Below are 25,420 nucleotides of genomic sequence, written 5' to 3'. Positions count from 1 at the left end.
CCCCCGCGGATAAATGCTAGTACACTACATAATATACATGAGATTCCTATTGTCTTGAAAAAGGAGTGTTATCGATTGGCTATCGATCTAAAAGGAAAAAACGCAATCATTACAGGAGCAGGTAAAGGCATTGGTCGCGCTACTGCAATTGCTTTGGCAAAAGAAGGCGTGAATCTCGGCCTCTTGGCTCGCTCTGAGGAAAATTTGAAGCAAGTAGCCCAGGAAGTAGAAGCATACGGCGTGAAGGTCGCGATTGCGACAGCAGACGTTTCCAACTATGATGACGTCACAACAGCAGTTACCTCTATCAAAAATGAACTGGGTCAAATTGATATCCTGCTCAACAATGCAGGCGTAGCTAAATTCGGTAAATTTCTGGAGCTGGAAACGAGCGAATGGGAGCAAATCATCCAAGTCAATCTGATGGGTGTGTACTACGTGACTCGCGCTGTACTCCCTGGCATGATTGACCAAAACTCCGGTGACATTATCAACATCTCCTCCACTGCTGGACAAAAAGGAGCTCCTGTCACCAGCGCGTATAGTGCGTCCAAGTTTGGTGTTCTTGGTCTGACTGAATCGTTGGCTCTCGAAGTGCGCAAACACAACATTCGCGTAACGGCGCTTACGCCTAGCACAGTAGCAACCGATATGGCAATTGACTTGGGTCTGACCGACGGAAATCCTGAAAAGACCATGCAGCCTGAGGATATTGCTGAGTTCGTGGTTAGCCAGCTGAAGCTGAACAAACGCATCTTTGTGAAATCCGCTGGACTATGGTCCACCAATCCATAAATATGTCATGGCAAAAAAGCGAAAAGAGTACGTTCGTACAGGCGGATTTCTTTTCGCTTTTTTCGAAGCCCTGTGAAATCGCTTCATTTTTGTTCACTTTCTATCCACGATTTCTTCACGCCTTATTCACACCTGCCCAACCAAAAATGCCCTCAACTGGAGTATGATGAACATGTAAAACATTTCCACAAAGTGGAGGGTATTCTTATGATACAAATGCTGTCGAATTGGTTGTGGGGTAATGAAGAACAAGAAGTCGTTCCATTCGAGACGAAAAGATACGTCCGGAATGAAATGGAGCAATTCACGTTCAATGAGCCACAGCAAGTGCTGCCGTATCCGCTTCCTCAGTTATAAGATCCAATACTTGGTCCAATATAACCTGAAGCTGCCGAATATGGCAGCTTTTTTTGCTCCTTTCTGAAAGCGCTCACTGATGTGCTACAATGTGGTAAACAGGAGGGGTTCGCTTTGGTCGAGTTCACAGAAAAATGGTTGCCCACATACATTCGCCGCGATTTGACGGTTTTATTTTGCGGTATCAATCCAGGACGTATATCGGCTACGACGGGGTTCCACTACGCCAATCCAGCCAACCTGTTTTGGCGCGGATTGTACGAAGGCGGCCTGACACCTCACAAACTCTTGCCCGAGGAAACCGCTACCCTCTTAGACTACAACTATGGTATTACCGATCTAGTCTCACGTCCTACCCGCTCCGCAACAGACCTGCGTAACGAGGATTATGCCGCAGGTGCAGAGCAGTTCGTCCAAATGATTCAGACTTACCGGCCTCGTGTCATTTGTTTTAACGGCATTACTGCTTTTCGTCACGCGACTGGACAAAAAAAAGAAGCAATTTCACTTGGGCTGCAGCCAATCAGGTACTTTGAGACAGAAGATTGGTCTGGCAGCTATGTGTTTGTCATCCCATCTACCAGTGGGGCTAATGCATCTTTTACACGTGAGGAACGAATCGCCAAGTTTACTGATCTGAGTCATTTTTTACGCGAGATGAATTGGCACCCGCTTCCCTTGCCTGCTGAGTAGATCCTTCAGTGTCAACCACTCCTCTTCTTCCGTACAATACTTGTAGCTCTGTACGCAAGGAGGGGCATCAGCAGTGGACGACCTCATCAAAAAAATCCAGAACAGATACGACATGACTGTTCTGCATCACAGAACCATTCGGGATACATCCAAATCACTCGTCATTTACTTGGAAACAACCAATGGCAAATTCATGGGAAAGGCTTTCCCTCTGCAAAAGGAACGTTTACAATTCATTCTGAATGCAGAAGCGCATTTGCGCAAAAACGGCGTACTCATCCCCGACATTCAACGAACCAAAAATAATAAGCGTTACATAACTCATAAAGAAAATCTTTTCGTTCTGCACCAAAGGCTATCCTGGCCAAATATTGCGTATAATTCCCCTTTTCGAATGGAACGGATCGGCACGGTATTAGGCAAATTTCATGTGAGGTCACTCGGTTTTTCCTCCAAGCATGGCAACCTTTACAATGGCGCAGAAAAATGGTCCGTGGAGTACAAGACTGATTTAGCTGCCCTCGAGAAGTGGGAGCTTCGACACGCCGGGAAGACTGATCCAAAATACGCTGCAATCGCGGAATACCTTCCTTTTTTTAAACAGGCCGGGATCACAGCCAAGGAACATCTGATATCCGCTCCATACTTCTCGAAATGGAAAAAAGAACCCCTGACCACTCACTTTCTCTGTCACGGAGATTTTAACAATGGGAATTTGCTCGTCAGTAATCAAAAAATTGCGATCATTGACTGGGAGGATGTTCGTTACGATTTTCCGTCCAAAGACATTGCCCGTGTTTTATCCCTTGCTATGCGAAAAAATGAACAGTGGAACGAGGAATTGTTCTCTCATATATTGCGTGGCTATCTCCAAGAAAATCCCCTATCGATTGAACAACTGCATTTGCTCTTTGTCGATCTCACTTTCCCGCATATCATTGAACGTTTTTTACGCAAAAAGCTGTACGCCCAAATGAGCCTTGCTGAGATTCAACAGTTTTGCAATCGGGAAGCTCTCAAGACCGCCTTTATGTTGGACGAAATGAAGGCCCATGTATATTAGACACAAGGCTATAGCCTGTCTATACACATAGGCCTTCCCTATTTAACTAGCGTATACCGTTAAGTCTGAGCCAGTCTCACCAATGAGCTTTGCTGACGCGTATATTGAATGAGCTCTGCCGCCATCTCGTAATAATTGAAAGGTGTAATCAGATAGATGCCATTGAAGTAACGAACGGCCGTGTCGACCAATTCCTTCGCGATTGCGATTCCTTCCTGTCGGGCGGCTTCTCCCTGTACCTTTTTCATCCGTTCCAGAGCTTCTGTCGACAGCTTGATTCCCGGCACTTCATTATGCAGGAATTCCGCATTGCGCGAGCTGGTCAGCGGCATGATCCCGATAAAGACAGGAATGCCGATATGCTTCGTCGCCTCGTATACATTCCGAATGGACTCTGCATCGTACACAGGCTGTGTCATAATGTAGTCCGCACCTGCCTCGACTTTCTTTTCCAAGCGGGCAACTGCAGCATCCATATTTCGGACATTCGGATTAAAGGCTGCGCCCACAATAAACTGGGCTTTTTGCTTTAACGGACGTCCTGAGAACGAAACACCTTCGTTCAACTGCTTCACCATGCGAATCAGATCAAACGAGGTCACATCAAATACCGAGCTGGCACCTGGCAAGTCGCCAAAGCGCGATGGATCGCCAGTAATGACCAATATTTGGTCGATCCCTAAAGCGTGCAGCCCCATTAAGTGCGATTGCTGTCCAATGAGGTTGCGGTCCCGGCAAGCAATGTGCAAGAGCGGATCGATTCCATGTCTGCTCTTCATGAGTGCCCCGAGAGCCATGTTGCTCATGCGCACTGTCGCCAACGAGTTATCCGCCAACGTAATGGCGTCTGCTCCTGCTTTGTGCAGCTCGCAGCATCCGTGGAGAAACTGATCTGCATCCAGATCACGCGGAGGATCAAACTCAACAATGATCGTCGTAGCTGTTTTTACGCGCTCGACAATGCTTGGTTTCTCCCTCTCCCTCGTGTTCTGCACAGAAATCGAAGGACGATCTCCAGCTACAATGGTTGGATTCACACGCGCTTGCGGCTCAAGTGACTCAAGTGCATCTGCAATCGCCTTCACATGTGCAGGTGTAGTTCCGCAGCATCCGCCAATCAACCGTACCCCCTGCTCACGCAAGCGAAGCGCACTCTGTCCAAAATATTCAGGTGATGATTTAAAAGCGTATTCTCCGTCAGTCATCCCCAAACGACCCGCATTTGGGAATACGGATAAGAGTGCATCTTCTGGAATTACTGTATTTTCAAACGAACGAAGTAATTCAGCGGGACCAAGGCGACAGTTTAGTCCGATCACGTCAGCACCTGCGGCTTTCAGCTCAGAAAAAGCATCTGTCAAGGCGTAGCCATCACGTGTGCGCCCTACTTCCAAAGTGGCTAACTGCGCGATTACAGGTACATCTGTGAGCGGACGGATTACCTCGATCGCCAGAAGCAGCTCCTCCAAGTCCACGAACGTCTCCAGAATCAGTCCGTCTACGCCCGCATGCAACAGTGCAATCGCTTGTTCCTCATACTGGTCACGGTATTCATCCAAAACCTTTTTCTTCACCCGTCCAGCCAAAATCGATCCGATGCTTCCTGCTACATAAGCATCATCCTGAGCAGCTTCCCGTGCAATGGCGACTGCAAGCCGGTTAATCCGCGCTACCTTATGCTCCAGACCGTAACGGCTCAATGCATCTCGGTTGGCAGAATACGTATTTGTCTCCAGGAAACGTGCACCGGCCTGATAGTAGGACGTATGAACTTCATGCACCAAACGAGGGTTGGATAAACACAGCTCCTCAAAGCTGACGCCAACCGGGACGCCCAGCCCGTGCAGCTGGGTCGCCATCGCTCCATCTCCGACTAGGAGGTGGTCTTTCAAATAGGCTCGTAAATCTTTCCTTCTCGTCGTCAACTCAATCCCTTCTCTCCCATTTTCATTTATCTCTAAACTTCAAAAATAGATGGACCTGCGTTGAAATAACGTGCTTCAGGGTGAGCAAATACCATCGCCGATACCGAAGCTTCTGGCTCCATCATGAAGCCCTCTGTCAGCTGAACGCCGATATCCTCTGGGCGCAACAGACGGAACAACTGCGCTTGATCTTCCAGGTTCGGGCAAGCAGGGTAACCGAAGGATACACGTATGCCCTGATATCTAGCACCGAAGCGCTCGAGCATCGTCATCTCAACCGGATCCGGTATACCCCACACGTCGCGCATGACGTGGTGAATTCGCTCAGCAAATGCCTCTGCTAGCTCCAATGCCATGGCTTGGAGGACATGGGAGCGCAAGTAGTCGCCACGCTCTTTTAGCTCTGTAGATTTTTCGCGAATCCCTCCCCCAGCCGTTACCGTCAGGAATCCGACATAATCCATTTCCTTGCTCTCCACTGGTCGCAGGAAGTCGGACAGGCAAAGATGAGGTTCTTCCAGCTGACGCGGGAACGAAAAGCGCTCTAGCAGCTTGCTGTGGTCTTTTGGGTCATAGACCAAAATATCGTTGCCATCTGACTGAGCCGGGAAGAACTGATACACACCGTGTGTCGTAATGGTTCCTTTTTGCTTCGCTTCATTTAATAGCTCTTCCACAATGCCGTACAGTTCCAGTACCTTGTCGTCGCCTGCCTCTATCAATCTATCTACATTTCCGCGAACACCGAGGTGTTTTCCGAGGAGCATTCGCAGGTTCAAATACGGCTGCAAATGGCTAAGCGGATATTGTCGCAAAACATGTCGTTCACAATCGGGCGGAAGATGGATCGGAACGGTTCTGCTGATGGCTGAGCGAGTTGGCAATGGTGCTTTTTTCTCCTCAACAACAGGCTGAGCCGTTGCAACTGCTTCCAGCAGATGCTGCTGTTCTTCTACCAAGCGATCACGTTCTTCCGGATTTTGTAGACGATTCACGAGGTCCAGACCATCCATGGCATCTTTTGCGTATAAAACAATTCCACGGTATTCTGGTGCGATCCGGTTCGATGTGAACTTGCGCGTCAACGCCGCACCGCCAACCATCATCGGGATATCAATGCCTGCATCACGCAGGTCTTGTGCAGTAATGACCATTTGCTGCGCGGATTTTACCAAGAGTCCAGACAGACCGATGGCATCCGGCTTTTCTTCTCTGCATGCAGCAATCAGTTGCTCTGGCGGTACCTTGATCCCTAGGTTTACGACATTGTAGCCGTTGTTTGACAAAATAATTTCCACGAGGTTTTTTCCGATGTCATGCACATCGCCTTTGACGGTCGCCAGCAAGATTTTCCCCTTGGCAGCAGCATCGCTTTTTTCCATGAATGGCTCTAAAAACGATACGGATGCCTTCATGACTTCCGCGCTCTGCAATACTTCTGCCACGATCAGCTGGTTGCCGTTGAACAGGCGACCGACCTCTTCCATCCCCGTCATCAACGGACCGTTGATGATCTCGAGCGGTGCGTATTTATCCAAAGCCAGCTTCAGGTCTTCCACCAGACCATCCTTGGAGCCTTCGACTACATAACGGGCCAAGCGTTCTTCGAGCGTTAACGAGGAGACTTCCACACGGACTTCCTTTTTCTTTTGGCGATAAAATTCGGTGAAGGCCGCCAATGTCTCATCATTTGTCTCGAATAGAAGGGCTTCTGCCAGCTTTCTCTCGCCTTCTGGAATCGAAGCGTAGCGCTCCAGCTTTTCCGTGTTGACGATGGCGTAATCAAGCCCTGCAAGAGTGGTGTGATACAAGAAGACCGCATTCAGCACTTCCCGACCCGCAGGCGGCAAGCCGAAGGAAACGTTACTGACACCCAGAATCGTCTTGCAAGCAGGCATTGCTTGTTTGATCAAACGAATTCCTTCTACGGTTTCCTTTGCAGAGCCGATATATTGTTCATCCCCTGTCCCTACTGGAAAGACGAGTGGATCGAAAATAATATCCTGTGGCTTTATTCCATACTGGTTGACAAGAATGTCGTACGAGCGTTGCGCGACCTCCAGCTTCTTTTCGCGAGTGATAGCCATACCCGCTTCCTCTATCGTTCCAACGACAACAGAGGCACCGAACTTGTGAATAAGCGGAACGACTTCCTCAAATCGCTCCAACCCGTCTTCCAGGTTGATCGAGTTGAGAATGGCCTTCCCTTGCGAATAGCGAAGTCCCAGCTCCATAACCTTGGCATCTGTCGAGTCGATCATGAGGGGCGCTTTTACTTTTTTCACGATGAACTGTAAGAATTTTTCCATATCTTCGTATTCATCACGGTCGGGATCAGCCAAGCATATATCGATGACATGTGCGCCGCGTTTTACTTGGGCCCGGGCAATATCGGATGCTTCTTCATAGTGACCAGCTGCAATCATTTCGCGGAATTTTTTGGAACCGATGACATTGGTCCTCTCCCCTACTAGCAGGGGACGATTGTCATCTTCGACGTACACGACCTCGATCCCGGAGACCGCGCTCAGCGGTTCTACAGCTGCACTGCGCGGCTTGCAGTCTTTCAATGCTTCTGCCATCGCTTGAATATGGTCAGGCGTTGTTCCGCAGCAACCGCCAGCGACGTTTATCCAGCCCTGTTCAGCGAACGCCAGCATTTTCGAGGCAAGTCCCTGTGGCGTTTCATGGTAATGGCCGTTCTCGTCTGGCAAGCCTGCGTTCGGATAACAGCTGACCGCACATTGGGCAATTCCTGACAATGTCCGCAGATGATCACGCATGAACTCCGGACCAGTCGCACAGTTCAGACCAATAGAAACTGGCTTTATATGCTCCAAGGAGATGTAAAACGCCTCGATGTTTTGGCCCGCAAGCGTCGTGCCCATCGGCTCAATCGTACCTGACAGCATCACCGGGATCTCCTGTCCAAGCTCTTCAAAAGCTTTGCGAATCCCGATTCCGCCAGCCTTGACGTTCAACGTATCTTGCGAAGTTTCCAAAAGAAGAACATCGGAGCCACCGAGAATCAGACCTTTTGCCTGACGATAATACGCCTCGACCAGTTCTTCGAAAGTGACACCACCTGTCAACGAAAGGGTTTTGGTCGTAGGTCCCATTGCACCAGCTACAAAACGCGGCCACTCCTCCGTGGAATAGGCATCCACCGCTTCTCTGGCCAAGCGTGCTGCCGCTATATTGATCTCAAGGTCTTTCTCTGGCACATCGTACTCGGCCAAAACGATGGAAGCAGCACCAAACGTATTTGTCTCGACGATGTCTGCGCCCGCCTCTAAATATTTCTCATGAATGGAACGAATCACATCTGGTCTGGTCAGGTTCAGGAGTTCATTACAGCCATCATAGGCTTCACCGCCGAAATCATCAGCAGTCAGGTTCGCCTGTTGAAGCATGGTGCCCATTGCACCGTCCAGAATCAGAATTTTCCGGGAAAGCTGTTCGCGAAAAGTTGGTTTCATTGACGTGCCCCTTTTCTCCCTTGCATCGGCTTATTCTCTGTAATTGGGTAAATAAAATAAAAAAATCCTCTTCTTTGAAAGAAGAGGATTTGTCAGCAGATACGAAAACGCCTGAGACATCCTCTTATCTTTCAAAGCACGTAGCTTTGCTGGAATTGGCACCGGATTTTTACCGGTTGCCGAGGCTTCATCAGGCCAGTCCCTCTGCCTCTCTGGATAAGAGTCGTACACTTGTCATTTAGTTGTTTTGCGAAATGTCTTGAATGTTTGCAAGTATCTTAACACCCCCTTTGTCTCCTCGTCAATTGTGAATTGTCTATTTTTTACTAAGCCTCCCCTCTTACGCGCCCATTTTTGCCTAAGCTGGGCATCCGCCCAGTCCAATATCGGCATTCGTGTATAGACTGGAGTATAACGGAAAGGAGGGGAAACAAAGATGAGTACATCTTTCTGCGGGAACGGATTCTTCGGTGACTGCTTCGCAATCGTGCTCGTGCTGTTTATCCTGTTGGTTATTATCGGGTGCTCGTGTGACGACTGTTAGATAAGTGTTTAAAAAAGGCTATCCCAAAAGCCATCAGGAATGGCTGCGGGATAGCCTTTTTTTCTTGTTAGTCGGCGATGATCTTGCCTGTCACGGCATCGATGGTAACCGTTTTATTTGCCAGCTCTTCGCCGCTCCATGGCACATACGCCAGCTTAGGTTGAGGTAATGGCTTCCTATCTACATCTTTCATCAAATAAACCAGCTTCAAAGGCATGACGCGTAAAAATTCTTGGACAGCCTCGTCTTTGGAGACGATTTTGTAAGATGCTGGCAGTTCAACCAATTCGTGCGTCTCTCGGAAGTTATGAAACTTCGTCACTTTCCCGGTTGACGGGTCAACCGTAACTGAATAAGCCGGATCCGGATTATCATCGTCCAATACAGGAATACCGTCTTTGCTCATAAAATATCGGAATTCCCATTCGCCGGATGACACCGGATTGGCTCCACCTGGCTGTATGACTTGCGCCAATTGGACTTCTGTTACGCCGGGATCTACGTACTTATGCAGGAAAGCGAGTGAAGCCTCTTCCGCTTGCTCACGTTTTACTGTCACTGCCGTATTAGAACGCGGTGTTCCCAGCCCGACGACACTGCCTGTTTCTGCAATGACTTCTACGCCGATATACTTGTCATTTTTATCATTCCATACATATTCCTTGCGGCCATTGCGGTCAATCTGATTCTCTCTGTAGGTCGAGTCATCTACCTGTATGCCAAATTCAGCTTGCAACAGTGCTTTTGCCTCCTCCTTGCTGCGAACCTTGACGTATTCTTTCGGAGATTGAATCGCATGTGCTTTCTTCGTATTCAACTGATCGTAAGCAAGTCCGTTGTTACCCGTTCCGTAGGCAATCTTGCCGCTGGTCGCGTCAATATGCCACTCCGTCCCGTCCTCTCGTCCCATTTGCATGAAGGACACAGCTGACGTGTATTCCAGGACAGGCTTGCCTTTTTCTACTTTTTCTTTTGAGCTGGCATCAAGCATCTGTACGTATCGAAGCTTCATGTGCTCACTTAGCTCTTTGATGGCGACCTCTTCTGAAACCGCAGTTGACACATCCGGGTACTGCGAAGAGTTGAATGTGACGGGCTCCTTCCTGAAATATCGGAGGAGACCAGATTCATCTGTTGTCATGCGTATCTCATCTGATAGCACGGGCACACCGTTATGATAACGCTGGTACACGCCTGGCTTGCTCTCATCCTCTAATCGATAGTTCTCACTGTCATCCCCGAGAAGCTTGTTCAGGAACTGTCTCTCTTGCTCCAAAGCTTTTGCTCCTTTTGCTTGCTTCCAGCTCGACTCTTCCTTTTTGTCCTTCTCCTCAATTGAATAGGATTCCAAGGCTTGACCATTACCGACAATCTGAATGGAGGCCTGATGTTCTTCCTTATTTACTTTCCCTACCTCCAGTGATATGCCATCGCGGTTCCTCCCTTTTTCAAAAAGAAGGAGCGAAGGATTCAAATCGAGCATGGCATCTGTCAGCTTGGTCAGAAAGGCTTGTTCGTTCTTATTCAATCGCCCGAAAAACGCAATTTGCTCTTTCGTATTGATTCGTACAGAAAGGATGTCGAACGGAACAGGCTTGCCATTTTCCATTCGTTGATAGCTCACACTCTGCCAAATGCTTTCTTCCCAAAATTCATTAACATAGGTCTCAGTAGCTAGATGCTGATAAGACTTGCTTTCTTCCCCCAAAAAACCTTGAAGAAATGCGTTCGCTGCACTCTCAGCAGTCTTGGCTGATGGCAATTTTACTGACTTTTCATCCCAATTCTCTGGATATGGGTCCGGTCTTTCTCCATTGATCATGAAGCTCTCTATTTGTCCTGTCTGGATATCATAAGCAACACTGGCACGTGCATTATTTCCTTCCATCAACGTTACGTCACTGATCCCATGGCTCGTGCTATCCACTCTGATTGTCGTCTTGCTCAAGGCTGGGATCGCCTTTTTCAAGGGCAAAATTGCCTCTTCTGCCGATACCTTTACGCTGTTCTGCTTTGCCTCTGTATTCTTTTTATCCGTTGCCGTCGTTGCGACCGCACTCGCTAAATTTTTTCCACTCGGCATCTGTGGGAACCAACCTTGCTGGTGCATGCCCACGGCTGTTACCGCCAAGCAAGCTGCCAGAGATCCTGCCATAAATAATCTGTTACGATTCTTGTGTTTGCTCTGTGCAATCGCACCTCGGATCCGCAACTCCATCTCTTTTGTAAACCTCACTTCCTCCACTGATTCCTCACTTGTGCTCCTTACCGCTTCGCGAATTTGCTTATCTACGTCCATTCCAATCCCTCCTTTTCACACAATGCCTTAAAATGTTTTCGGGCCCGGGACAATTGGGTTCGTACGGTATCTTCTGAAATATCCAACACTTGCGCAATCTCATTTATCGACAAATCTTCATAGTAATGAAGTACCATGACTTTTCGGTACAGCGGCGAGAGCTTCATCACCTGCTCTGCTACTTGTACCTTGCTCATTCGTCCGATGACAGCCGATTCAACATTTGCGGTGTCCACCTTTTCTGGCGGTGCTTCCTCTTTGGAGAGGTATGTAGAAAAAATCTGGCGAAAGGACCACGAACGCAAATATTTGCGGGACTCGTTGATCGCGATTCGGTAAAGCCACGTTTTCACGCTACTCTGATGGCGGAACTGATCCAGACCCCGATACGCCTTCAGGAACACTTCCTGAGTAATGTCTTCCGCGATTCCCCGATCCTTGACGATCAAGTAGGCGAGCTGCACGATGTTGTCTCCGTACTCGCTCATGAGTCTCGTCAGCTTCTCTTCGTTGGTCAGTTGCAGCGTCCAGTCCGCTTCGCTACTTTTGGCACTTGCATTCACGCGCTGTTCACCTCCTTCTTACGTGTTGATATGTATTTGATCCAGCTGGCTTATTTTTGTGACAAGATTATCCAATTATTTTTTCCACAATTCTTTTCCCTTCTTCCACCGCTGCACTCCGTTGTGTTGCTTTCATTGTCAGCGCACATTGCTTTTGCTATCATGAGGCTTATTGTAGAGCGAAAGGAACGAGATGACATGGATGACTTGCAAGCACAAGAAAAAGACAAATTTCTGTCCTGTTTGGAGACCATAAAAGAACTATCCAAATCCGAATTTGAAACCTATTCCATCGTTAAGAATACCGAAACCGGGGAACATTATCTCCACTATTTTTTGTCCCACATTAACTTGTCCGAGGGAGGCAGAAGAGACGATTACGATCACTTCCTGCCGATTGAATCCGACGATATTTTAGGGATTATGTTTGGCGAGCAAGCGTACCAGTTTCCAGAAAACTGGCGCTCCGCTTATTTGCGCAGTGGTAACGACAATCGCTTAATTCCGTTCGATCCATCTGAAAATTACGATCTGGACGAGGCCGCTGCTGCCGAGCTGGCCATGCTCGAAAAGCTGGAACAGTACAAAGAGCAAATGATGAACGCGGATAACCTCAGCGCGGAAGAAAAGGAAGAGCTGACCAAGCAGTATTTCGCGGAATTAGATAAGATTTTGAAAAAACCGGAACAGTGAGTTGCATCCTGACAGTTAATACAGCTATAATTCTAGAGAAACAAACGAATCGTTGATGAGGAAAGTACTCCTTGTGTGAGGACGAAAGCGAGTCGGGGACGGTGTGAGCCCGATGCCAAACCATGTGAGGAAGCGCCCCTCGGAGATGCGACCTGAACATCCTACGCCAGCCATTATGGGCAACGGATCGTGTAGGGCTATGCCGGGACTGCCCGTTACAGCAGATCAAGCGGTTTTTGCCTTCCTGTTCGATGGAAGGGAAAAACAACAAGAGTGGCACCGCGGGAGTATAACCTCTCGTCTCTTTTTCACAGGAGACGTAGAGGTTTTTTTATTTGAAAGGAGTAGAAATTTAGATGAGCTACAAACACCAAGTCGCTGAAAAGATTGCCGCTACGCTCTCCTCTATGGGCGTAGACACACTGACCAAAGAAGCCGTATACGGCATGCTGGAAACACCACCAAACCCTGCAATGGGCGATGTGGCCTTCCCTTGCTTCCAATTGGCAAAAGCATTGCGCAAAGCTCCACCGATGATCGCAACAGAGCTGGCTGGACAGCTCTCCGGTGCACCCTTGCGCGAATCGCAAGCAGTTGGTCCATACGTGAACCTGTTCCTGGATCAAGAAAATGTGGCAGAGCAAGTAATCGGAACAATCCTTACGCAAGGCAGCACATACGGAAGCAGCAATGTCGGTCAAGGACGCAAAGTACCAATCGACCTCTCCTCCCCAAATATCGCGAAGCCGTTTTCCATGGGTCACCTGCGCTCTACTGTAATCGGGAACGCGATTGCCAACACCATGGAAAAGCAAGGCTACGAGCCAGTCCGCATCAATCACTTGGGTGACTGGGGAACGCAGTTCGGTAAACTGATCGTTGCATATCGCCTCTGGGGTGACGAAGCAAAGGTAAAAGCAGAACCGATCAAGGAGCTGCTCAGCCTCTACGTTCGCTTCCACGAAGAAGTCGAGAACGATTCTACCTTGGAAGACCAAGGCCGTGAATGGTTCAAAAAGCTCGAGGATGGCGACGAAGAAGCACAACATCTGTGGAAATGGTTCCGTGATGAGTCCCTCAAAGAATTCATGAAGATCTACGACTTGATGAACGTAGCCTTCGACTCCACGCACGGTGAAGCATTCTACAACGACAAAATGGATCGCGTTGTTACGTTGCTCGAGGAAAAAGGTCTCTTGACTGAATCCGACGGTGCAATGGTCGTGAACCTCGATGAATACAACATGCCGCCATGCCTGATCAAAAAATCAGACGGCGCTACCCTGTACGCAACACGTGATTTGGCTGCTGCCCTCTTCCGCCACGAATCGTACGATTTTGCAAAAGCACTCTATGTCGTAGGAAACGAGCAACGCCTCCACTTCCAGCAGCTCTATAAAGTGTTGGAAAAAATGGGCTATGCGTGGTCCGCAAATATGCACCACATCCCATTCGGCATGATGCTCAAGGACGGCAAGAAAATGTCCACGCGTAAAGGGAAAGTTGTTCTCTTGGAAGAAGTGTTGGCACAAGCCATTTCTGATGTCCAAAAAGTCATCGAAGAGAAAAATCCTACGCTGTCCAATAAAGAAGAAGTGGCTCGTCAAGTCGGGGTAGGCGCAGTAATTTTCCATGACTTGAAAAACTTCCGCCTGAATGATGTCAACTTCTCTTGGGAAGAGATGCTGACCTTCGAAGGGGAAACAGGACCATACGTACAATACGCACACGCTCGTGCATGCTCGCTGCTGCGCAGAGGTGGCTACCAGCCAGCAACGACAGTGAACCTGGCTTCTGGCGCACTCGACAGCAAAGAGGCTTGGGCAGTGCTTACCCTCTTGAACGCGTTCCCTGAGGTAATCGAACGTGCTGCCGATAACTTCGATCCGTCCCAAATCGGCAAGTATGTGATCGACCTGGCGCAAACGTTCAACAAGTTCTATGCAAATGTACGCATCCTGGCTGAGGAAGAAGATGTGAAAGCATCCCGTCTCCAGCTCGTAGCAGCAGTCGTTGCTGTGCTGAAGGAAGGTCTGCGTCTGCTCGGTCTGGCTGCTCCAGAAGAAATGTAAGAAAGAATACGAAAAGCCGGTTGCCTTCCTTGTGGGGAAGCGCCGGCTTTTTTGATTGTCCCGTGTCATCATCATTCATCTGTGAGATAATGGAACGATGGCAGATGAAAGAGGTGAGCAACGATGGGAAGAAGTGTACATTTCGGCAAGACGGATTTTACTTTGCGTCTCACTGGCTTGCATACGCTCTTAGCCTTGAAGAGCACGATCACGCTACCTTATCAATCGATCAAGCATGTCGAGGTCGGTTCTTTTATTCCGCCAAAATGGATGTTGCGCTTGCCGGGGACGTCTTTTGGACCTTTGAACATTTATGAAGGAAGCTTTCAGCATAGAAATGAATGGTACTTCCTTTCTTTTACCCAGACTGATTCGTTGTTGATCCTAGAAGTAGAGGGACATGTCAAATATCAGCATGTCATTGTACAGCTGGAAAACCCAACAGAAGTAGCGGCCACATTGCGAAAATACTTACACGCACAATAGGTCCCCTAATAAATAAGCGATCACGCTTTCATGGCAAAAAGCCCCGACATATCCACGTTCGGGGCTTTTTCATTTGCACATGAGAAGTTTACATCGTCAAGTTTTCATAGATCACAGACATCCCCATGCCACCTGCCATGCACAACGTCACCATGCCATACTTCTCGCGTCTGCGCATCATTTCGTTCATCAACGTCACAGTCAGTTTGGCTCCAGTTGCTCCCACAGGATGACCCAAGGCAATCGCGCCTCCATTGACATTCACCTTGCTCGTGTCCAACTCCAAGCATTTGATTACAGACAAAGCCTGGGCGGCAAATGCCTCGTTTAATTCGATGAGCCCAATGTCACCCTGCGTCAATCCCGCTTTCTCCAGTACCTTTTGCGTGGCGGGAACTGGCCCGATTCCCATCACGTCAGGTTCGACTCCTGCGCTGGCAAAAGCCTTTATTTTCACGAGCGGAGTCAAACCCGCTTCCTCTGCCTTTTCACGAGACATCATCAATACAGCGGCTGCACCGTCATTCATCGGACACGCATTTCCGGCAGTGATAGTTCCTTCTTTTTGAAAAACACTTTTCAGCTTAGCCAGCTCTTCCAGCTTGATATCATGGCGCACAGATTCATCCTGAGCAAAAACACGGGTGCCTTTGCGATCCTTGATTTCAATCGGTACGATCTCACTCTCGAACGTGCCCGCATCGATTGCTGCCGCTGCTCTTACGTGACTCTCATAGGCAAAACGATCCTGCTCCTCTCGGGAAATACCGTACTGTACAGCCAGCCGTTCTGCCGTCATACCCATATGTTCACCGGTCAGCGAGCAGATCAAACCATCGGACAAGAGAGCGTCCTCCATGGACAAATTGCCGAATTTGCTGCCCCAGCGGTTCTTCACGAGGTAGGGAACACTGCTCATGGACTCCACTCCCCCCGCAATCACCACTTCCTCTTGACCTGCTGCTATGGCTAGCGCACCGTTGCCAATCGCCTTCAATCCTGAACCACACGCTTTGATGACGATGTGACCATAGACATTGCGTGGAAATCCCGCCAGCTGCGAGCTGATACGTGCAGCATTGAGTCCTCCCCCATGTACGTACCCATTGCCAAAAATGACTTCATTGACTTGTTCCTTCGGCAAATCAACCTTATTCATTAAGCCTTCCAACACTTGCCGCCCCAGCTCTGTTGCCGGTACGTCACGCAGGCTTTTCCCGAATGCACCCACTGCACTGCGCACACCCGCGACTATGACCACGTCTCTCATGCCACAGCTCCCTTTCGTTTTCTGCCATTACAGTACACGGTTCAAAAATTCTCTCGTGCGCTCTTCTTTCGGATTGTTGAAAATTTCTTGGGGTCTAGCCATCTCGATGATCTTGCCTTGATTCATAAACGCAACCCAATCGGCCACTTCCTTGGCGAACCCCATTTCGTGCGTCACAATAATCATCGTCATTCCTTCTTGCGCGAGCTGCTTCATTGTCTCCAGCACTTCCCCTACCAGCTCCGGATCAAGCGCTGAGGTTGGCTCGTCAAAGAGCATGATCTCTGGCTTCATCGCCAGCGAACGAGCAATTGCCACGCGTTGCTTTTGTCCACCGGAGAGGCTGGACGGGTAGGCGTTCGCTTTTTCAGAAAGACCTACCTTTTGCAGCAGCCGGAGTGCTTCCTGCTTCGTTTCTTCCTTGTCCGCTTTCTTAGCAATCAGCGGTGCCTCCATGATGTTTTCCAGAACCGTTTTATGCGGAAACAGATTGAAGTGCTGGAACACCATGCCTACCTTTTGGCGTACTTTGGTCAAGTCATCCTTTTTCGAGTCGATGCTTTTTCCTTCGATATAGATCTCTCCGCCATCCTTGATCTCCAGAAAATTAATGCAGCGAATCAATGTGCTTTTCCCCGATCCACTGGCACCGATCAAGACGACGACCTCGCCCTTTCCGACTTGCAGGGTAACATCCTTGAGAACTTCCACTTTTCCGAAGCTTTTCTTCAAATTTTGCACACGTATCATTTCTCTTTGCTTTTCCATCGTCTTTCCCCTCCGCTTTACGCCTCTCCTTTGGCCAGACGCTTCTCCATGATGTGGACCACATACGTAAACACCATGACAATGACTAAGTAATAAAGCGCCACAATCAAAAAGTATGTCATTTCATCAAATGTTTCCGCAGACAAGCGGCGGGCCAGTGAGAACAACTCATCCATGGCAATGAAAGCGGCCAGAGACGATTCCTTCAAAGACAAAATAAACTGGTTGCCAAGCGGCGGGATCGATCGTTTCATCGCTTGCGGCAAAATGATCCGACGCATGGTCTGACGAGCGGACATGCCCAAAGACAGCCCTGCCTCCATTTGTCCTTTATCAATCGACTGAATAGAGCCCCGGAAAATCTCTGCGATATAGGCTCCGCTGTGAATCGCCAGAGCGAGCGCTGCCGACCAAAATTGACCGAGGTCAATGATTTTGTAAAAGCCGAAATATAAGACGAAAATTTGCACGACCAATGGTGTACCGCGAATGATCATGATGTACGCATTGGCTATGAAACGTGCTATTGGAAGCTTGGATACCTTTAACAAGGCGACAAACAATCCGATAATCGAGCCTACGATAACAGAAGCGATCGTCAACTGAAATGTCAGCAGCAACGGCTTCCAAAAAAACGGCAATGTCCGGAAAAACTCTTCTGTCAGATGGGCAAAACTGGGCACTAGATGCCACCCCTCACTGTAATGGAATTTACTTTTTATATCAGATCACTATTCGGCTTTGCTGATGTCGCGATTAAAATACTTTTCGCTCAATTTGACGTAGGTACCATCTTCCATCATTTGCTTGAGCACTTCGTTGATCTTGTTCAGCAATTCCGTATTTCCTTTGCGCACTGCGATTCCATGCTTGACTTCCGATAATGGCGCCCCGCTTTTCTTGAGCTTCAAGCCTTGCCCAATGGCAATCTCCCCTACGACGCTATCTGTAATCACGACATCGTGTTTACCCTGTTCCAAGGCACGCAGAGCCGTTACATCGCTGTCATACGTTTTGATGTTATCCGTATACTCCCGTGCCATCTTTTCGTGTGTAGTGCCGAGCGCGACTGCCACTTCTTTGCCTTTTAAACCTTCCAGCGTGCTAATCGTCCCATCCGGGCGAACGAACAGTTGACCACCAGACAAGTAGTACGGGTCTGCGAAATCAACCTGCTGCTTCCGTTCTTCTGTAATCGCATGGCTGGCAATCGCCACATCGTAGCGTCCTTCCTTTACCCCCGCGATAATACCGGAAAAAGGCGACGTGACTGGCTTTGGCTCAAGACCCAAGCGCTTGGCGATCTCATTGCCGATCTCGACATCAAATCCAGTCAGTTGACCATCCTTGAAGTAGCTAAATGGCTGATATTCACCGGAAGCTGCGTATACAAATACGCCTGCCTCTTTTGTCATAGACGAGGCATTTCCAGCAGTAGCCCCACCCGCTTGACCTCCCGCACTGTTAGTGGAAGCGCCTTGGCTACATCCGCTTACTAGTAGTGACAACGAGAATACGACTCCTGCGATTGTTTTCATTGTTTTTTTCATCTGTTCCATCCCCCAATTCTTTATGTTCACGCTTACATTTTTCATTACTCTACCATTTGTAAATTTTCTGAAATCATTAGAGGTGCTCCGGTATTCGTGATGACATTTTCCAAGGTGTACGGGTACATTACCTCTGTCAAAAGCAAGCCTCTTTGCGTGACCTCGATAACCGCCCTCTCAGTGATAATGAGATTGACGCAGCCCTTCGCCGTCAGCGGTAATGTGCACTCCCTGCGAATTTTGGGCTCACCTGCCTGATTGACATGGCTCATGAGCACGATTACTTTTTTGGCGTAGTAGGCTAGCTCTGCTCCTCCACCAATTCCATGAACGCGTGAGCCAGGAACAATCCAGTTTGCCAGATCTCCTCGGCGATTCACCTGCAAAGCCCCGATAAACGCTGCATCCAGCTTTCTTCTTCGGATCATGCCATACGCTATGGTGCTGTCGAAATACGAAGCCCCCGGTACAACGGTAACAGGTGCTCCACCTGCGTTGGAAATATGCTGGTCCTCTTCTCCCTTTAACGGCGTAGGTCCGACTCCCAAGATTCCATTCACCGAGTGAAACATGACTTGCCATTCATGCGGGATAAAATCAGCGACGAGCTCAGGGATCCCAATCCCCAAGTTCACTGCCATTCCGGGAGCGACCTCTTTGGCTGCACGCCACGCAACCATATTTCGCTGATCCATTTCCAACCCCATTAGCTGTTCCCTCGGCCACTTACCACGATATAATCCACAAAAATGCCAGGCGTCACGATTTTATCCGGGTCCAGCTCTCCTGCAGGAACGATCTCCTCCACCTCAGCGATCGTGATATCTGCGGCCATCGCTACTAGCGGATTCAAATTTCTTGCCGCCTTGTCATAAATGAGATTTCCGTAGGTGTCCGCCTGTTTCGCATAGACGATCCCTACTTCCGCTGTAAGAGCAGCTTCAATCTGACAAGTTCTTCCGGCAAAGGCAAACGGCTCTGCTCCTTCCATTCGCTCTCCTCTCACATGCGCATCTACAACGATTCCCGGAATGCCAACACCTCCTGCCCGAATCTTTTCTGCGAAAATTCCTTGTGGACAAAATGTCACTTCCAGCATCCCGTCCATCATTTGTTGACCTGCTTCGGGATTGGAGCCAATATGTGTGGTTATCAGCCGCCTCACCCGTCCATGACTGATCAGCTTTCCGATTCCGATTTCCGGATACCCCGCATCAATTCCGATGAGTGTCAAGCTTTGCACGCCTTTGTGCAAGATCGCATCAATCAAGTGTGCTGGGGAGCCAATCGTGCCGAATCCGCCATACATCAGCCGGGTGCCATCCAGAACATGCTCCACTGCTTGTTCGTGCGTCACCAGTTTTGATAACATCGCATGCATTTCCTTATCTCTTATTCTTGGGTAAATCGCTTACGTCCAACTATGTAATAGCAACTCTTGTGCCAAGCCTCAAAACGGCAAGAAAACGCAATCAAGCTAAAAGCAATTCTCTCTTGGTGAGTCGAAGTAGACTCACTTTTGAATCGAAAAGTAGGAAAAGTCTAACTTTTCGCTTGAATCTATTTCGACTCAACTATTTTTAATTTCGATTCACTATACAACGATCGATTTGATCTTGTACAATCAGTTGAAAAACCGGGGAGCTACTCAACATGGAAAAAGCTGCGGAGATACTAGCATTGTCTTCTGTTGATCGTTTTATTGACATCCTGAACACACTGGCAGATGGCATATTCATTGCTGATGCGCAGGGAACTACTCTATGGTTAAACAATGCCAGTGAAAACCTGTGTGGTCTACCAAAAGCCGAACTCATCGGGCAAAACGTATCCGACCTCGAAGAAATGGGGATTTTCAGTCCTTCAGTCACCCGCTTGGTTTTGGAAACGGGAAAACCGACCACAACCATTCAACTCGTCAATAGTAAAGGGAAGTTCCTGGTGACCGGGCATATCATCCCGGATGAGGATGGGAGACCGGAGTTGATCGTTTCCCACTCACGTGATATCACAGAGGCAGCCCGTGCCAGTTCGCAGCTGGAAGAGACGGTCGCTTTGCTTAAGCGGTACAGCGAAGAGATTCAGCTCATGAAATGGGAAGCGAGCCAGAGCTCTTCTCAAACCATGATTGGCAACAGTCGTTCCTATCTCGCCCTGTTGGAATTAATGAAAAAAGCAGCCCCTGTCGACACAACTGTGTTTATTACGGGTGAAACAGGCGTAGGAAAAAGCTATCTTGCGGAGCAAATCCACCAGTTGAGCGAACGAAGAAGCGGACCGTTCGTCCACGTCAACTGTAGCGCCATTCCCGAAACCTTGATCGAGTCAGAGCTGTTCGGCTACCACAAAGGAGCATTTACGGGGGCGAGTCCCTCGGGGAAAATCGGATTAGTGAAAATGGCGGACAAAGGGACGCTTTTCTTGGACGAAATCAGCGAGCTTCCCTACCACTTGCAATCGAAATTATTGCTGCTCCTGCAAAACAAAACGTTTATGCCGATCGGTGGCACCAAAACATACACAGCGGACATCCGCATCATAACGGCAACCAATGCCAACCTTCAGGAGCTCGTGCGGTTGGGCAAATTCAGACACGATCTGTACTATCGCCTTAATATTTTGCCAATCAATGTTCCGCCATTACGGGAGAGAAAGGACGATATTTTCCCGTTACTCCACCATAATTTACAGCGATTCAATAGCAAGCATAACCAGAAACGGCGTTTTTCCCCGGAAGCGCTGGATGTTTTGCATCAATACGAATGGCCTGGGAATGTGCGGGAGTTGGAAAATTTGGTAGAGCGGATCGTTATTACATCCAAGCTGGATGAAATCCAAGTTAGTGATTTGCCAGAAGAACTGCGGAGTATTCGGGAGCTGGAGGAAGGAATTCTTTCACTCGGTTCTCTTTCTCTTACAGAGCGGATGGAGAAAATTGAGATGGAATTTATTCTGCAAGCATTGCGCACACACAAAACGACTCGCAAAACAGCAGCGGCCCTCGGCATAACCCAGTCCCTACTTATGCGGCGGATTAAAAAGTATGGGATTCAGATGGATTCTGAGGAAGAATGATTGGGAAGCTGAGTCAACATTGTGGAGGAGAAGAAAAAGCACAAGTCTCTTCGACTCTGACACGCCCGCAAGGGTGATTGACTGCCCGTCTCCACTTCAAAAAGGGGACCGTCGAGCCAAAGCCACCCTACGGGCGGACGTTTCTCAGGGAAGAAGTGTTCGACAACCAGGTCCCTTTTTGAAGTTCCGACTGGGTAGGCGTTGTCAAGGTCTGCGAGCCCTGTGCTTTTTCTTCTCACCAGCTTTGTTGGTTCATCGTTACCATCTAACCTTAAGATCCTTTTCAGTATAAGCTGAGGGATAATCTTCACAACGCTCAATACTACAGCTGATCGTTCATATACAATCTTATTGGCATAAAAAAGGAGCGCTATCTCGCAGCGCTCCTTTTCTTTCTTGGATTACTCCTCAATCTTCTTTGCTTTTTTGCCAAACCACGTGTTTGCAACTAGCTCGACTACTTGCTTCGGCAATGATTGTGGTGCTTGTATTTCCGTCCCAGCCTTGTCCACTGTGCGATACAGCAAAGCCTTGTCATCCGCTGGGTCTGACATGGTTTGCAGTGTCCACTCGCCGATTTGTCCGGCGTTTGTCCACTCCTCGATCATCAGCTGATACTCCCCTGGAGCCAGCTCGATGTAATCCTCGTCTGTCACATCCACAATAGCATATCCATCATGCTCGATTTCAGCATCGTATGTATTTCCGTTCGCCGCTTTGTACAGAGCGAGCTCCTCCGGGTTATTCAAGTTTTCTGTAAGATGAGTAAAATCCGCAATCGTCACCTTAATACGCTTTTTCATAGGTACCCCTCCCGTGTTGAACACATCATTTCACACTCTACCACAACATGGTCAACCCTGCCAATTGTCTCTGAGCAGACGAACATGTTTGATTTCTTCGATATGTCCCCCTTCTGAGCCTCTCGCCGTTTCCAGAACGATGGGAAGTCCTTGCAATTCGGGTGTTTGCAAAAAGGTGGCAATGGCTGCATCACCGATCATCCCTTTTCCGATGGAGGCATGCCGGTCTCGAAAGGAACCACTCGGATAGACGGAATCGTTTAGATGAACGGCGCGCAAGCTCGTAAAATAATCGAGCTCTCGCATCCGGTCCGCTACTTCCCCCCAATCTTTCCCTTTCCACAATCCGCTGGCAAATGCATGACACGTATCCAGGCAAAAGCCTACCTTCTGTGGCTCAGCAAACAATTGTCGAACCTGCGTAAGCTCTTCGAGTGTCGTGCCCATCCGGTTGCCTTGTCCGGCATTGTTTTCGATTAACAGCTGGGCCTTTCCATTCCAGCCATCCAGTATTTGATTGACCATCTGGATCATGATTTTGTAACCGGTAAGGACATCAACGCCTTTATACTGGCCAAAATGAACGACCACGCCCAACGCTCCACAAGCTTCGGCAATTTCAAGGTCATTTCGTATGGAGCCCACTGTGACGTCGAATAGCTCCTGCTCCTCGACGCAAAGATTCACCGGGTATGGCGTATGAGCAATCGACAGCATGCCGTTTTGCTGACAAAAAGCGCGACACCGCCCTGCATCCCGGGCATCAAATTGCTTGATACCTAAGCTTCGCGGGTTTTTCGGAAAAAATTGAAATGATAACGCTCCTTCTTTGTAGGCAGTTCTCGCCGCCTCCTCGTACCCATGACGAATACTGACATGACAACCGATTTGCAAGGCAATCGCTCCCCTCACTCGCTTCTTATCATTTTTCCCTCTGTCCCTTTTTCTCAATCGAGCACTTGCGCTTCCCTGTCAGATCGAATAAACTAAAACTAAACCGAACGTTCAGTCTAGAATAAGGAGCTTTTAAAAAATGTCAAAGCGTCGTCTCGATGGGGAGAAAACCAAACAACATATCGTAGAGAAAGCCACCGAGTTATTTTCTCAGAAAGGCTATTCAGCCACTTCCATTGAGGACATTTGCCAAGCAACTGGAGCGAGTAAGGGTAGCCTCTATTACCACTTCAAAAACAAGGAGCAGTTGTTCCTGCATTTGCTTGAAAAGCAGTACAACGAATGGGTAGATCTGTGGCAGGAAAAAGAAAAAGAATTCGAGACATCCATCGATAAACTGTACGGCTTAGCTGCTTTTTTCTTGGAGGATTTTTTGTCCCACCCTCTAAAAAAAGCAGGCGAAGAGTTCTCCGGTAGCCAGCTCGCCGATCCAATCATTTTGGAACAAGTGCTGGAAATGCTTGGCTCCACCTATACCCTCTATACTTCACTCTTCCAAGAAGGAATCGACCGAGGCGAGTTTGCTCCAGGCGATCCCGAAGAAATGGCGATGATACTAGAAGGGCTCATGAACGGAATCATCAATGTAGGTTATCAAATGGAAGACGAGCGTCTTCATGCTCTGCTGAAGAGGAGCATTGACGTTTTGCTGCATGGCATTGCTGCCAAGTAGCATTTTTTTCACCTTTAATTAGACCGGACGTTCGGTATAATTTTTCAGGAGTGATATGACCCATGAAAGGTCTTTGGGGAAACAAAGTTTTTCTCACCGTCTTTATCTCGGACACATTAGAAAATATCGGTATATGGATTCGCAACATGGCCTTGCTCTACTATGTCATGGAGACGAGCGGCAACAATCCCACCGCTGTATCGCTCTTGACCGCCATCGAGCTTGCACCGATCTTCGTTTTTTCGATTATTGGCGGGGCATTGGCTGATCGCTGGAATCCGAAGCGAACAATGATAGCTGGGAACCTGTTAAGCACCCTCTCTGTTTTAGTCATCGTGTATTTGCTCTGGCAAGGGATGTGGATTGCTGTATTCTTTGCGACCTTTATCTCGGCTATCGCGTCTCAGTTCTCCCAACCTTCTTCTGCCAAGATGATGAAGCGCCATATTCCTGATGAACACGTTGCAGCAGCGGTGTCTATTTCTCAAAGTACGGGTTCGATTTTTCTGCTGATTGGCCCGATTGTTGGTACCTTTTTCTTTGAGCAGTGGGGCATCTACCCTTCCCTGTTAACGATGGCCGGCCTGTTCTTCGTCTCGGCACTGATCTTGCTGATACTTCCTACCTCAACTGCCAGTGCAACAGAGGAAGGCGGAACTCTCCTTTCTGAGATTAAAGCAGGCTTTACCTATGTAAAAAAGCGACCAGCCTTGCGCGGACTCGCCGTTACCTTTGCGTGTCTGGGGTTAGCCTCGGGTATTATCAATTCGTTGGAGGTATTTGTCGTCACAGATCGTCTTTTACTCTCCAAGGAAGCCATTCAGTGGTTTAATGCGTTAGACGGATTAGGTATGCTGTTAGGCGGCATTTTGGCTTCCGTTTATCTGGAGCGCCTGAATGGTCGCTGGGTCATTATAGGTGGATTGATATTCTTCGCTCTCACTGTCGCCGTAGAAGTTCTCTCTGTTTGGGTATACGTAACCGCAGCGATGCGCTTTTTCACCGGAATTGGGATGGCATTTTTACAAATCGTGATCGGTATGTTCATGATCAAGCTCGTGGATGAAGCGTATATCGGACGGGTGAATGGAACGATTTCACCGCTCATGGTCGGACTCATGATGGTCGGTTCCTTTGCGGCAGGTCCGCTCATGCAGATGACCTCTTTAATTACGATATTTCTAATCGCATCTGTCATCCTTCTGCTCACTGCATGGGGATGTAGACGAATTAAGTGGGATTCTGCCGAGGTTTCACAAGATGGCGCTAACCATCTTCACGAACACAAACAAGCGCAAACTCTATCGTAAGAGAATGCGCCCAAACAAAAAAGCTGTCCACCAAGCGGACAGCTTTTT

Annotated in this window: 23 protein-coding genes and 1 riboswitch; of the genes, 11 read left to right on the top strand and 12 right to left on the bottom strand. The window is 48.6% G+C overall.

Annotated elements, in window-relative coordinates; all coding sequences use genetic code 11:
• The first annotated feature begins 75 nt into the window (after positions 1-75).
• The 4 genes from ACM6JA_RS13110 to ACM6JA_RS13095 all read left to right on the top strand — a co-directional run bounded on the left by ACM6JA_RS13110 (position 76) and on the right by ACM6JA_RS13095 (position 2,908).
• Positions 76-795 carry a 3-ketoacyl-ACP reductase gene (locus ACM6JA_RS13110; RefSeq protein WP_414852636.1) on the top strand — a complete coding sequence of 240 codons (720 nt, stop codon included), beginning with the start codon at positions 76-78 and terminating at the stop codon, positions 793-795.
• A 207-nt stretch (positions 796-1,002) separates the two neighbouring features.
• Positions 1,003-1,152 (top strand): hypothetical protein, encoded by a 150-nt coding sequence (locus tag ACM6JA_RS13105; protein WP_016739809.1) that lies wholly within the window; start codon positions 1,003-1,005, stop codon positions 1,150-1,152.
• Between the two features lie 114 nt (positions 1,153-1,266).
• Complete coding sequence (locus ACM6JA_RS13100; protein WP_414852635.1) at positions 1,267-1,845, top strand: mismatch-specific DNA-glycosylase; 579 nt, start codon at positions 1,267-1,269, stop codon at positions 1,843-1,845.
• Between the two features lie 73 nt (positions 1,846-1,918).
• Positions 1,919-2,908 carry a phosphotransferase gene (locus ACM6JA_RS13095; protein WP_414852633.1) on the top strand — a complete coding sequence of 330 codons (990 nt, stop codon included), beginning with the start codon at positions 1,919-1,921 and terminating at the stop codon, positions 2,906-2,908.
• 59 nt (positions 2,909-2,967) lie between these two features.
• On the opposite strand, the gene ACM6JA_RS13090 is transcribed toward ACM6JA_RS13095, so the two are convergent.
• On the bottom strand, positions 2,968-4,833 hold the full coding sequence (locus tag ACM6JA_RS13090; protein ID WP_414852632.1) for a bifunctional homocysteine S-methyltransferase/methylenetetrahydrofolate reductase: 1,866 nt from the start codon (positions 4,831-4,833) through the stop codon (positions 2,968-2,970).
• A 32-nt stretch (positions 4,834-4,865) separates the two neighbouring features.
• Complete coding sequence (metH, locus tag ACM6JA_RS13085) at positions 4,866-8,312, bottom strand: methionine synthase (protein WP_414852631.1); 3,447 nt, start codon at positions 8,310-8,312, stop codon at positions 4,866-4,868.
• Positions 8,313-8,433: 121 nt separating this feature from the next.
• A riboswitch (SAM riboswitch) is annotated at positions 8,434-8,535 on the bottom strand.
• Positions 8,536-8,748: 213 nt separating this feature from the next.
• Here metH and ACM6JA_RS13080 point away from each other — a divergent pair.
• The gene (locus tag ACM6JA_RS13080) at positions 8,749-8,856 is read left to right on the top strand and encodes a YjcZ family sporulation protein (RefSeq protein ID WP_007724452.1); all 108 of its coding nucleotides are present in this window, start codon (positions 8,749-8,751) and stop codon (positions 8,854-8,856) included.
• A 67-nt stretch (positions 8,857-8,923) separates the two neighbouring features.
• Here ACM6JA_RS13080 and ACM6JA_RS13075 read toward each other — a convergent pair whose 3' ends face one another.
• A complete protein-coding gene (locus ACM6JA_RS13075) occupies positions 8,924-11,155 on the bottom strand; it encodes a YcdB/YcdC domain-containing protein (RefSeq protein WP_414852630.1) in 2,232 nt (743 codons plus the stop codon).
• Complete coding sequence (locus tag ACM6JA_RS13070) at positions 11,146-11,718, bottom strand: sigma-70 family RNA polymerase sigma factor (RefSeq protein WP_414852629.1); 573 nt, start codon at positions 11,716-11,718, stop codon at positions 11,146-11,148. Before ACM6JA_RS13070 ends, ACM6JA_RS13075 begins: the two co-directional genes overlap by 10 nt.
• Before the next feature lie 198 nt (positions 11,719-11,916).
• Here ACM6JA_RS13070 and ACM6JA_RS13065 point away from each other — a divergent pair, with 198 nt between their 5' ends.
• The 3 genes from ACM6JA_RS13065 to ACM6JA_RS13055 all read left to right on the top strand — a co-directional run bounded on the left by ACM6JA_RS13065 (position 11,917) and on the right by ACM6JA_RS13055 (position 14,969).
• Complete coding sequence (locus ACM6JA_RS13065) at positions 11,917-12,411, top strand: hypothetical protein (RefSeq protein ID WP_414852628.1); 495 nt, start codon at positions 11,917-11,919, stop codon at positions 12,409-12,411.
• Positions 12,412-12,767: 356 nt separating this feature from the next.
• On the top strand, positions 12,768-14,483 hold the full coding sequence (gene argS / locus ACM6JA_RS13060; protein WP_414852627.1) for an arginine--tRNA ligase: 1,716 nt from the start codon (positions 12,768-12,770) through the stop codon (positions 14,481-14,483).
• Between the two features lie 123 nt (positions 14,484-14,606).
• Positions 14,607-14,969 (top strand): hypothetical protein, encoded by a 363-nt coding sequence (locus ACM6JA_RS13055; protein WP_414852626.1) that lies wholly within the window; start codon positions 14,607-14,609, stop codon positions 14,967-14,969.
• 88 nt (positions 14,970-15,057) lie between these two features.
• Here ACM6JA_RS13055 and ACM6JA_RS13050 read toward each other — a convergent pair whose 3' ends face one another.
• Genes ACM6JA_RS13050 through ACM6JA_RS13025 form a run of 6 tightly spaced genes read right to left on the bottom strand, consistent with a single transcriptional unit; the run spans position 15,058 to position 19,929 of the window.
• Positions 15,058-16,239: a thiolase family protein gene (locus tag ACM6JA_RS13050; protein WP_414852625.1), complete on the bottom strand. Its 1,182-nt coding sequence runs from the start codon at positions 16,237-16,239 to the stop codon at positions 15,058-15,060.
• A 27-nt stretch (positions 16,240-16,266) separates the two neighbouring features.
• Positions 16,267-17,007: an amino acid ABC transporter ATP-binding protein gene (locus tag ACM6JA_RS13045; RefSeq protein ID WP_414852624.1), complete on the bottom strand. Its 741-nt coding sequence runs from the start codon at positions 17,005-17,007 to the stop codon at positions 16,267-16,269.
• Positions 17,008-17,024: 17 nt separating this feature from the next.
• Complete coding sequence (locus ACM6JA_RS13040; RefSeq protein ID WP_414852623.1) at positions 17,025-17,690, bottom strand: amino acid ABC transporter permease; 666 nt, start codon at positions 17,688-17,690, stop codon at positions 17,025-17,027.
• Positions 17,691-17,738: 48 nt separating this feature from the next.
• On the bottom strand, positions 17,739-18,557 hold the full coding sequence (locus ACM6JA_RS13035; RefSeq protein ID WP_414852622.1) for an ABC transporter substrate-binding protein: 819 nt from the start codon (positions 18,555-18,557) through the stop codon (positions 17,739-17,741).
• A 44-nt stretch (positions 18,558-18,601) separates the two neighbouring features.
• A complete protein-coding gene (locus ACM6JA_RS13030) occupies positions 18,602-19,264 on the bottom strand; it encodes a 3-oxoacid CoA-transferase subunit B (RefSeq protein WP_414852621.1) in 663 nt (220 codons plus the stop codon).
• A complete protein-coding gene (locus ACM6JA_RS13025; protein ID WP_414852620.1) occupies positions 19,264-19,929 on the bottom strand; it encodes a CoA transferase subunit A in 666 nt (221 codons plus the stop codon). Before ACM6JA_RS13025 ends, ACM6JA_RS13030 begins: the two co-directional genes overlap by 1 nt.
• A 281-nt stretch (positions 19,930-20,210) precedes the next feature.
• Here ACM6JA_RS13025 and ACM6JA_RS13020 point away from each other — a divergent pair, with 281 nt between their 5' ends.
• Positions 20,211-21,632, top strand: a complete 1,422-nt coding sequence (locus tag ACM6JA_RS13020) for a sigma-54 interaction domain-containing protein (RefSeq protein WP_414852619.1) — start codon at positions 20,211-20,213, stop codon at positions 21,630-21,632.
• Positions 21,633-22,033: 401 nt separating this feature from the next.
• Here ACM6JA_RS13020 and ACM6JA_RS13015 read toward each other — a convergent pair whose 3' ends face one another.
• Positions 22,034-22,435, bottom strand: coding sequence for a hypothetical protein (locus ACM6JA_RS13015; protein WP_007724406.1), 402 nt, complete (start codon positions 22,433-22,435; stop codon positions 22,034-22,036).
• A 51-nt stretch (positions 22,436-22,486) separates the two neighbouring features.
• Positions 22,487-23,329 carry a deoxyribonuclease IV gene (locus tag ACM6JA_RS13010; RefSeq protein WP_414853124.1) on the bottom strand — a complete coding sequence of 281 codons (843 nt, stop codon included), beginning with the start codon at positions 23,327-23,329 and terminating at the stop codon, positions 22,487-22,489.
• 139 nt (positions 23,330-23,468) lie between these two features.
• Here ACM6JA_RS13010 and ACM6JA_RS13005 point away from each other — a divergent pair, with 139 nt between their 5' ends.
• Positions 23,469-24,062, top strand: coding sequence for a TetR/AcrR family transcriptional regulator (locus ACM6JA_RS13005; RefSeq protein ID WP_414852618.1), 594 nt, complete (start codon positions 23,469-23,471; stop codon positions 24,060-24,062).
• 62 nt (positions 24,063-24,124) lie between these two features.
• Entirely contained in the window at positions 24,125-25,372 is a 1,248-nt protein-coding gene (locus ACM6JA_RS13000) for an MFS transporter (protein ID WP_414852617.1), read from the top strand.
• The last annotated feature ends 48 nt before the right edge of the window (positions 25,373-25,420 follow it).

Origin of the sequence: Brevibacillus sp. IT-7CA2, assembly GCF_949767855.1 — a bacterium.
In the GTDB taxonomy this organism is placed as follows: Bacteria; Bacillota; Bacilli; order Brevibacillales; family Brevibacillaceae; genus Brevibacillus.
This window is presented reverse-complemented; position numbering and strand designations above follow the sequence as displayed.

What these genes read in the sequence shown, in the direction of transcription:
- ACM6JA_RS13000 (WP_414852617.1), top strand. Translation starts at nt 24,125, where the DNA reads ATGAAAGGTCTTTGGGGAAACAAAGTTTTTCTCACCGTCTTTATCTCG.
- ACM6JA_RS13005 (WP_414852618.1), top strand. Translation starts at nt 23,469, where the DNA reads ATGTCAAAGCGTCGTCTCGATGGGGAGAAAACCAAACAACATATCGTA.
- ACM6JA_RS13025 (WP_414852620.1), bottom strand. Translation starts at nt 19,929, where the DNA reads ATGTTATCAAAACTGGTGACGCACGAACAAGCAGTGGAGCATGTTCTG.
- metH (WP_414852631.1), bottom strand. Translation starts at nt 8,312, where the DNA reads ATGAAACCAACTTTTCGCGAACAGCTTTCCCGGAAAATTCTGATTCTG.
- ACM6JA_RS13065 (WP_414852628.1), top strand. Translation starts at nt 11,917, where the DNA reads ATGGATGACTTGCAAGCACAAGAAAAAGACAAATTTCTGTCCTGTTTG.
- ACM6JA_RS13075 (WP_414852630.1), bottom strand. Translation starts at nt 11,155, where the DNA reads ATGGACGTAGATAAGCAAATTCGCGAAGCGGTAAGGAGCACAAGTGAG.
- ACM6JA_RS13030 (WP_414852621.1), bottom strand. Translation starts at nt 19,264, where the DNA reads ATGGGGTTGGAAATGGATCAGCGAAATATGGTTGCGTGGCGTGCAGCC.
- ACM6JA_RS13080 (WP_007724452.1), top strand. Translation starts at nt 8,749, where the DNA reads ATGAGTACATCTTTCTGCGGGAACGGATTCTTCGGTGACTGCTTCGCA.
- ACM6JA_RS13050 (WP_414852625.1), bottom strand. Translation starts at nt 16,239, where the DNA reads ATGAGAGACGTGGTCATAGTCGCGGGTGTGCGCAGTGCAGTGGGTGCA.
- ACM6JA_RS13055 (WP_414852626.1), top strand. Translation starts at nt 14,607, where the DNA reads ATGGGAAGAAGTGTACATTTCGGCAAGACGGATTTTACTTTGCGTCTC.
- ACM6JA_RS13020 (WP_414852619.1), top strand. Translation starts at nt 20,211, where the DNA reads ATGGAAAAAGCTGCGGAGATACTAGCATTGTCTTCTGTTGATCGTTTT.
- argS (WP_414852627.1), top strand. Translation starts at nt 12,768, where the DNA reads ATGAGCTACAAACACCAAGTCGCTGAAAAGATTGCCGCTACGCTCTCC.
- ACM6JA_RS13105 (WP_016739809.1), top strand. Translation starts at nt 1,003, where the DNA reads ATGATACAAATGCTGTCGAATTGGTTGTGGGGTAATGAAGAACAAGAA.
- ACM6JA_RS13045 (WP_414852624.1), bottom strand. Translation starts at nt 17,007, where the DNA reads ATGGAAAAGCAAAGAGAAATGATACGTGTGCAAAATTTGAAGAAAAGC.
- ACM6JA_RS13015 (WP_007724406.1), bottom strand. Translation starts at nt 22,435, where the DNA reads ATGAAAAAGCGTATTAAGGTGACGATTGCGGATTTTACTCATCTTACA.
- ACM6JA_RS13035 (WP_414852622.1), bottom strand. Translation starts at nt 18,557, where the DNA reads ATGAAAAAAACAATGAAAACAATCGCAGGAGTCGTATTCTCGTTGTCA.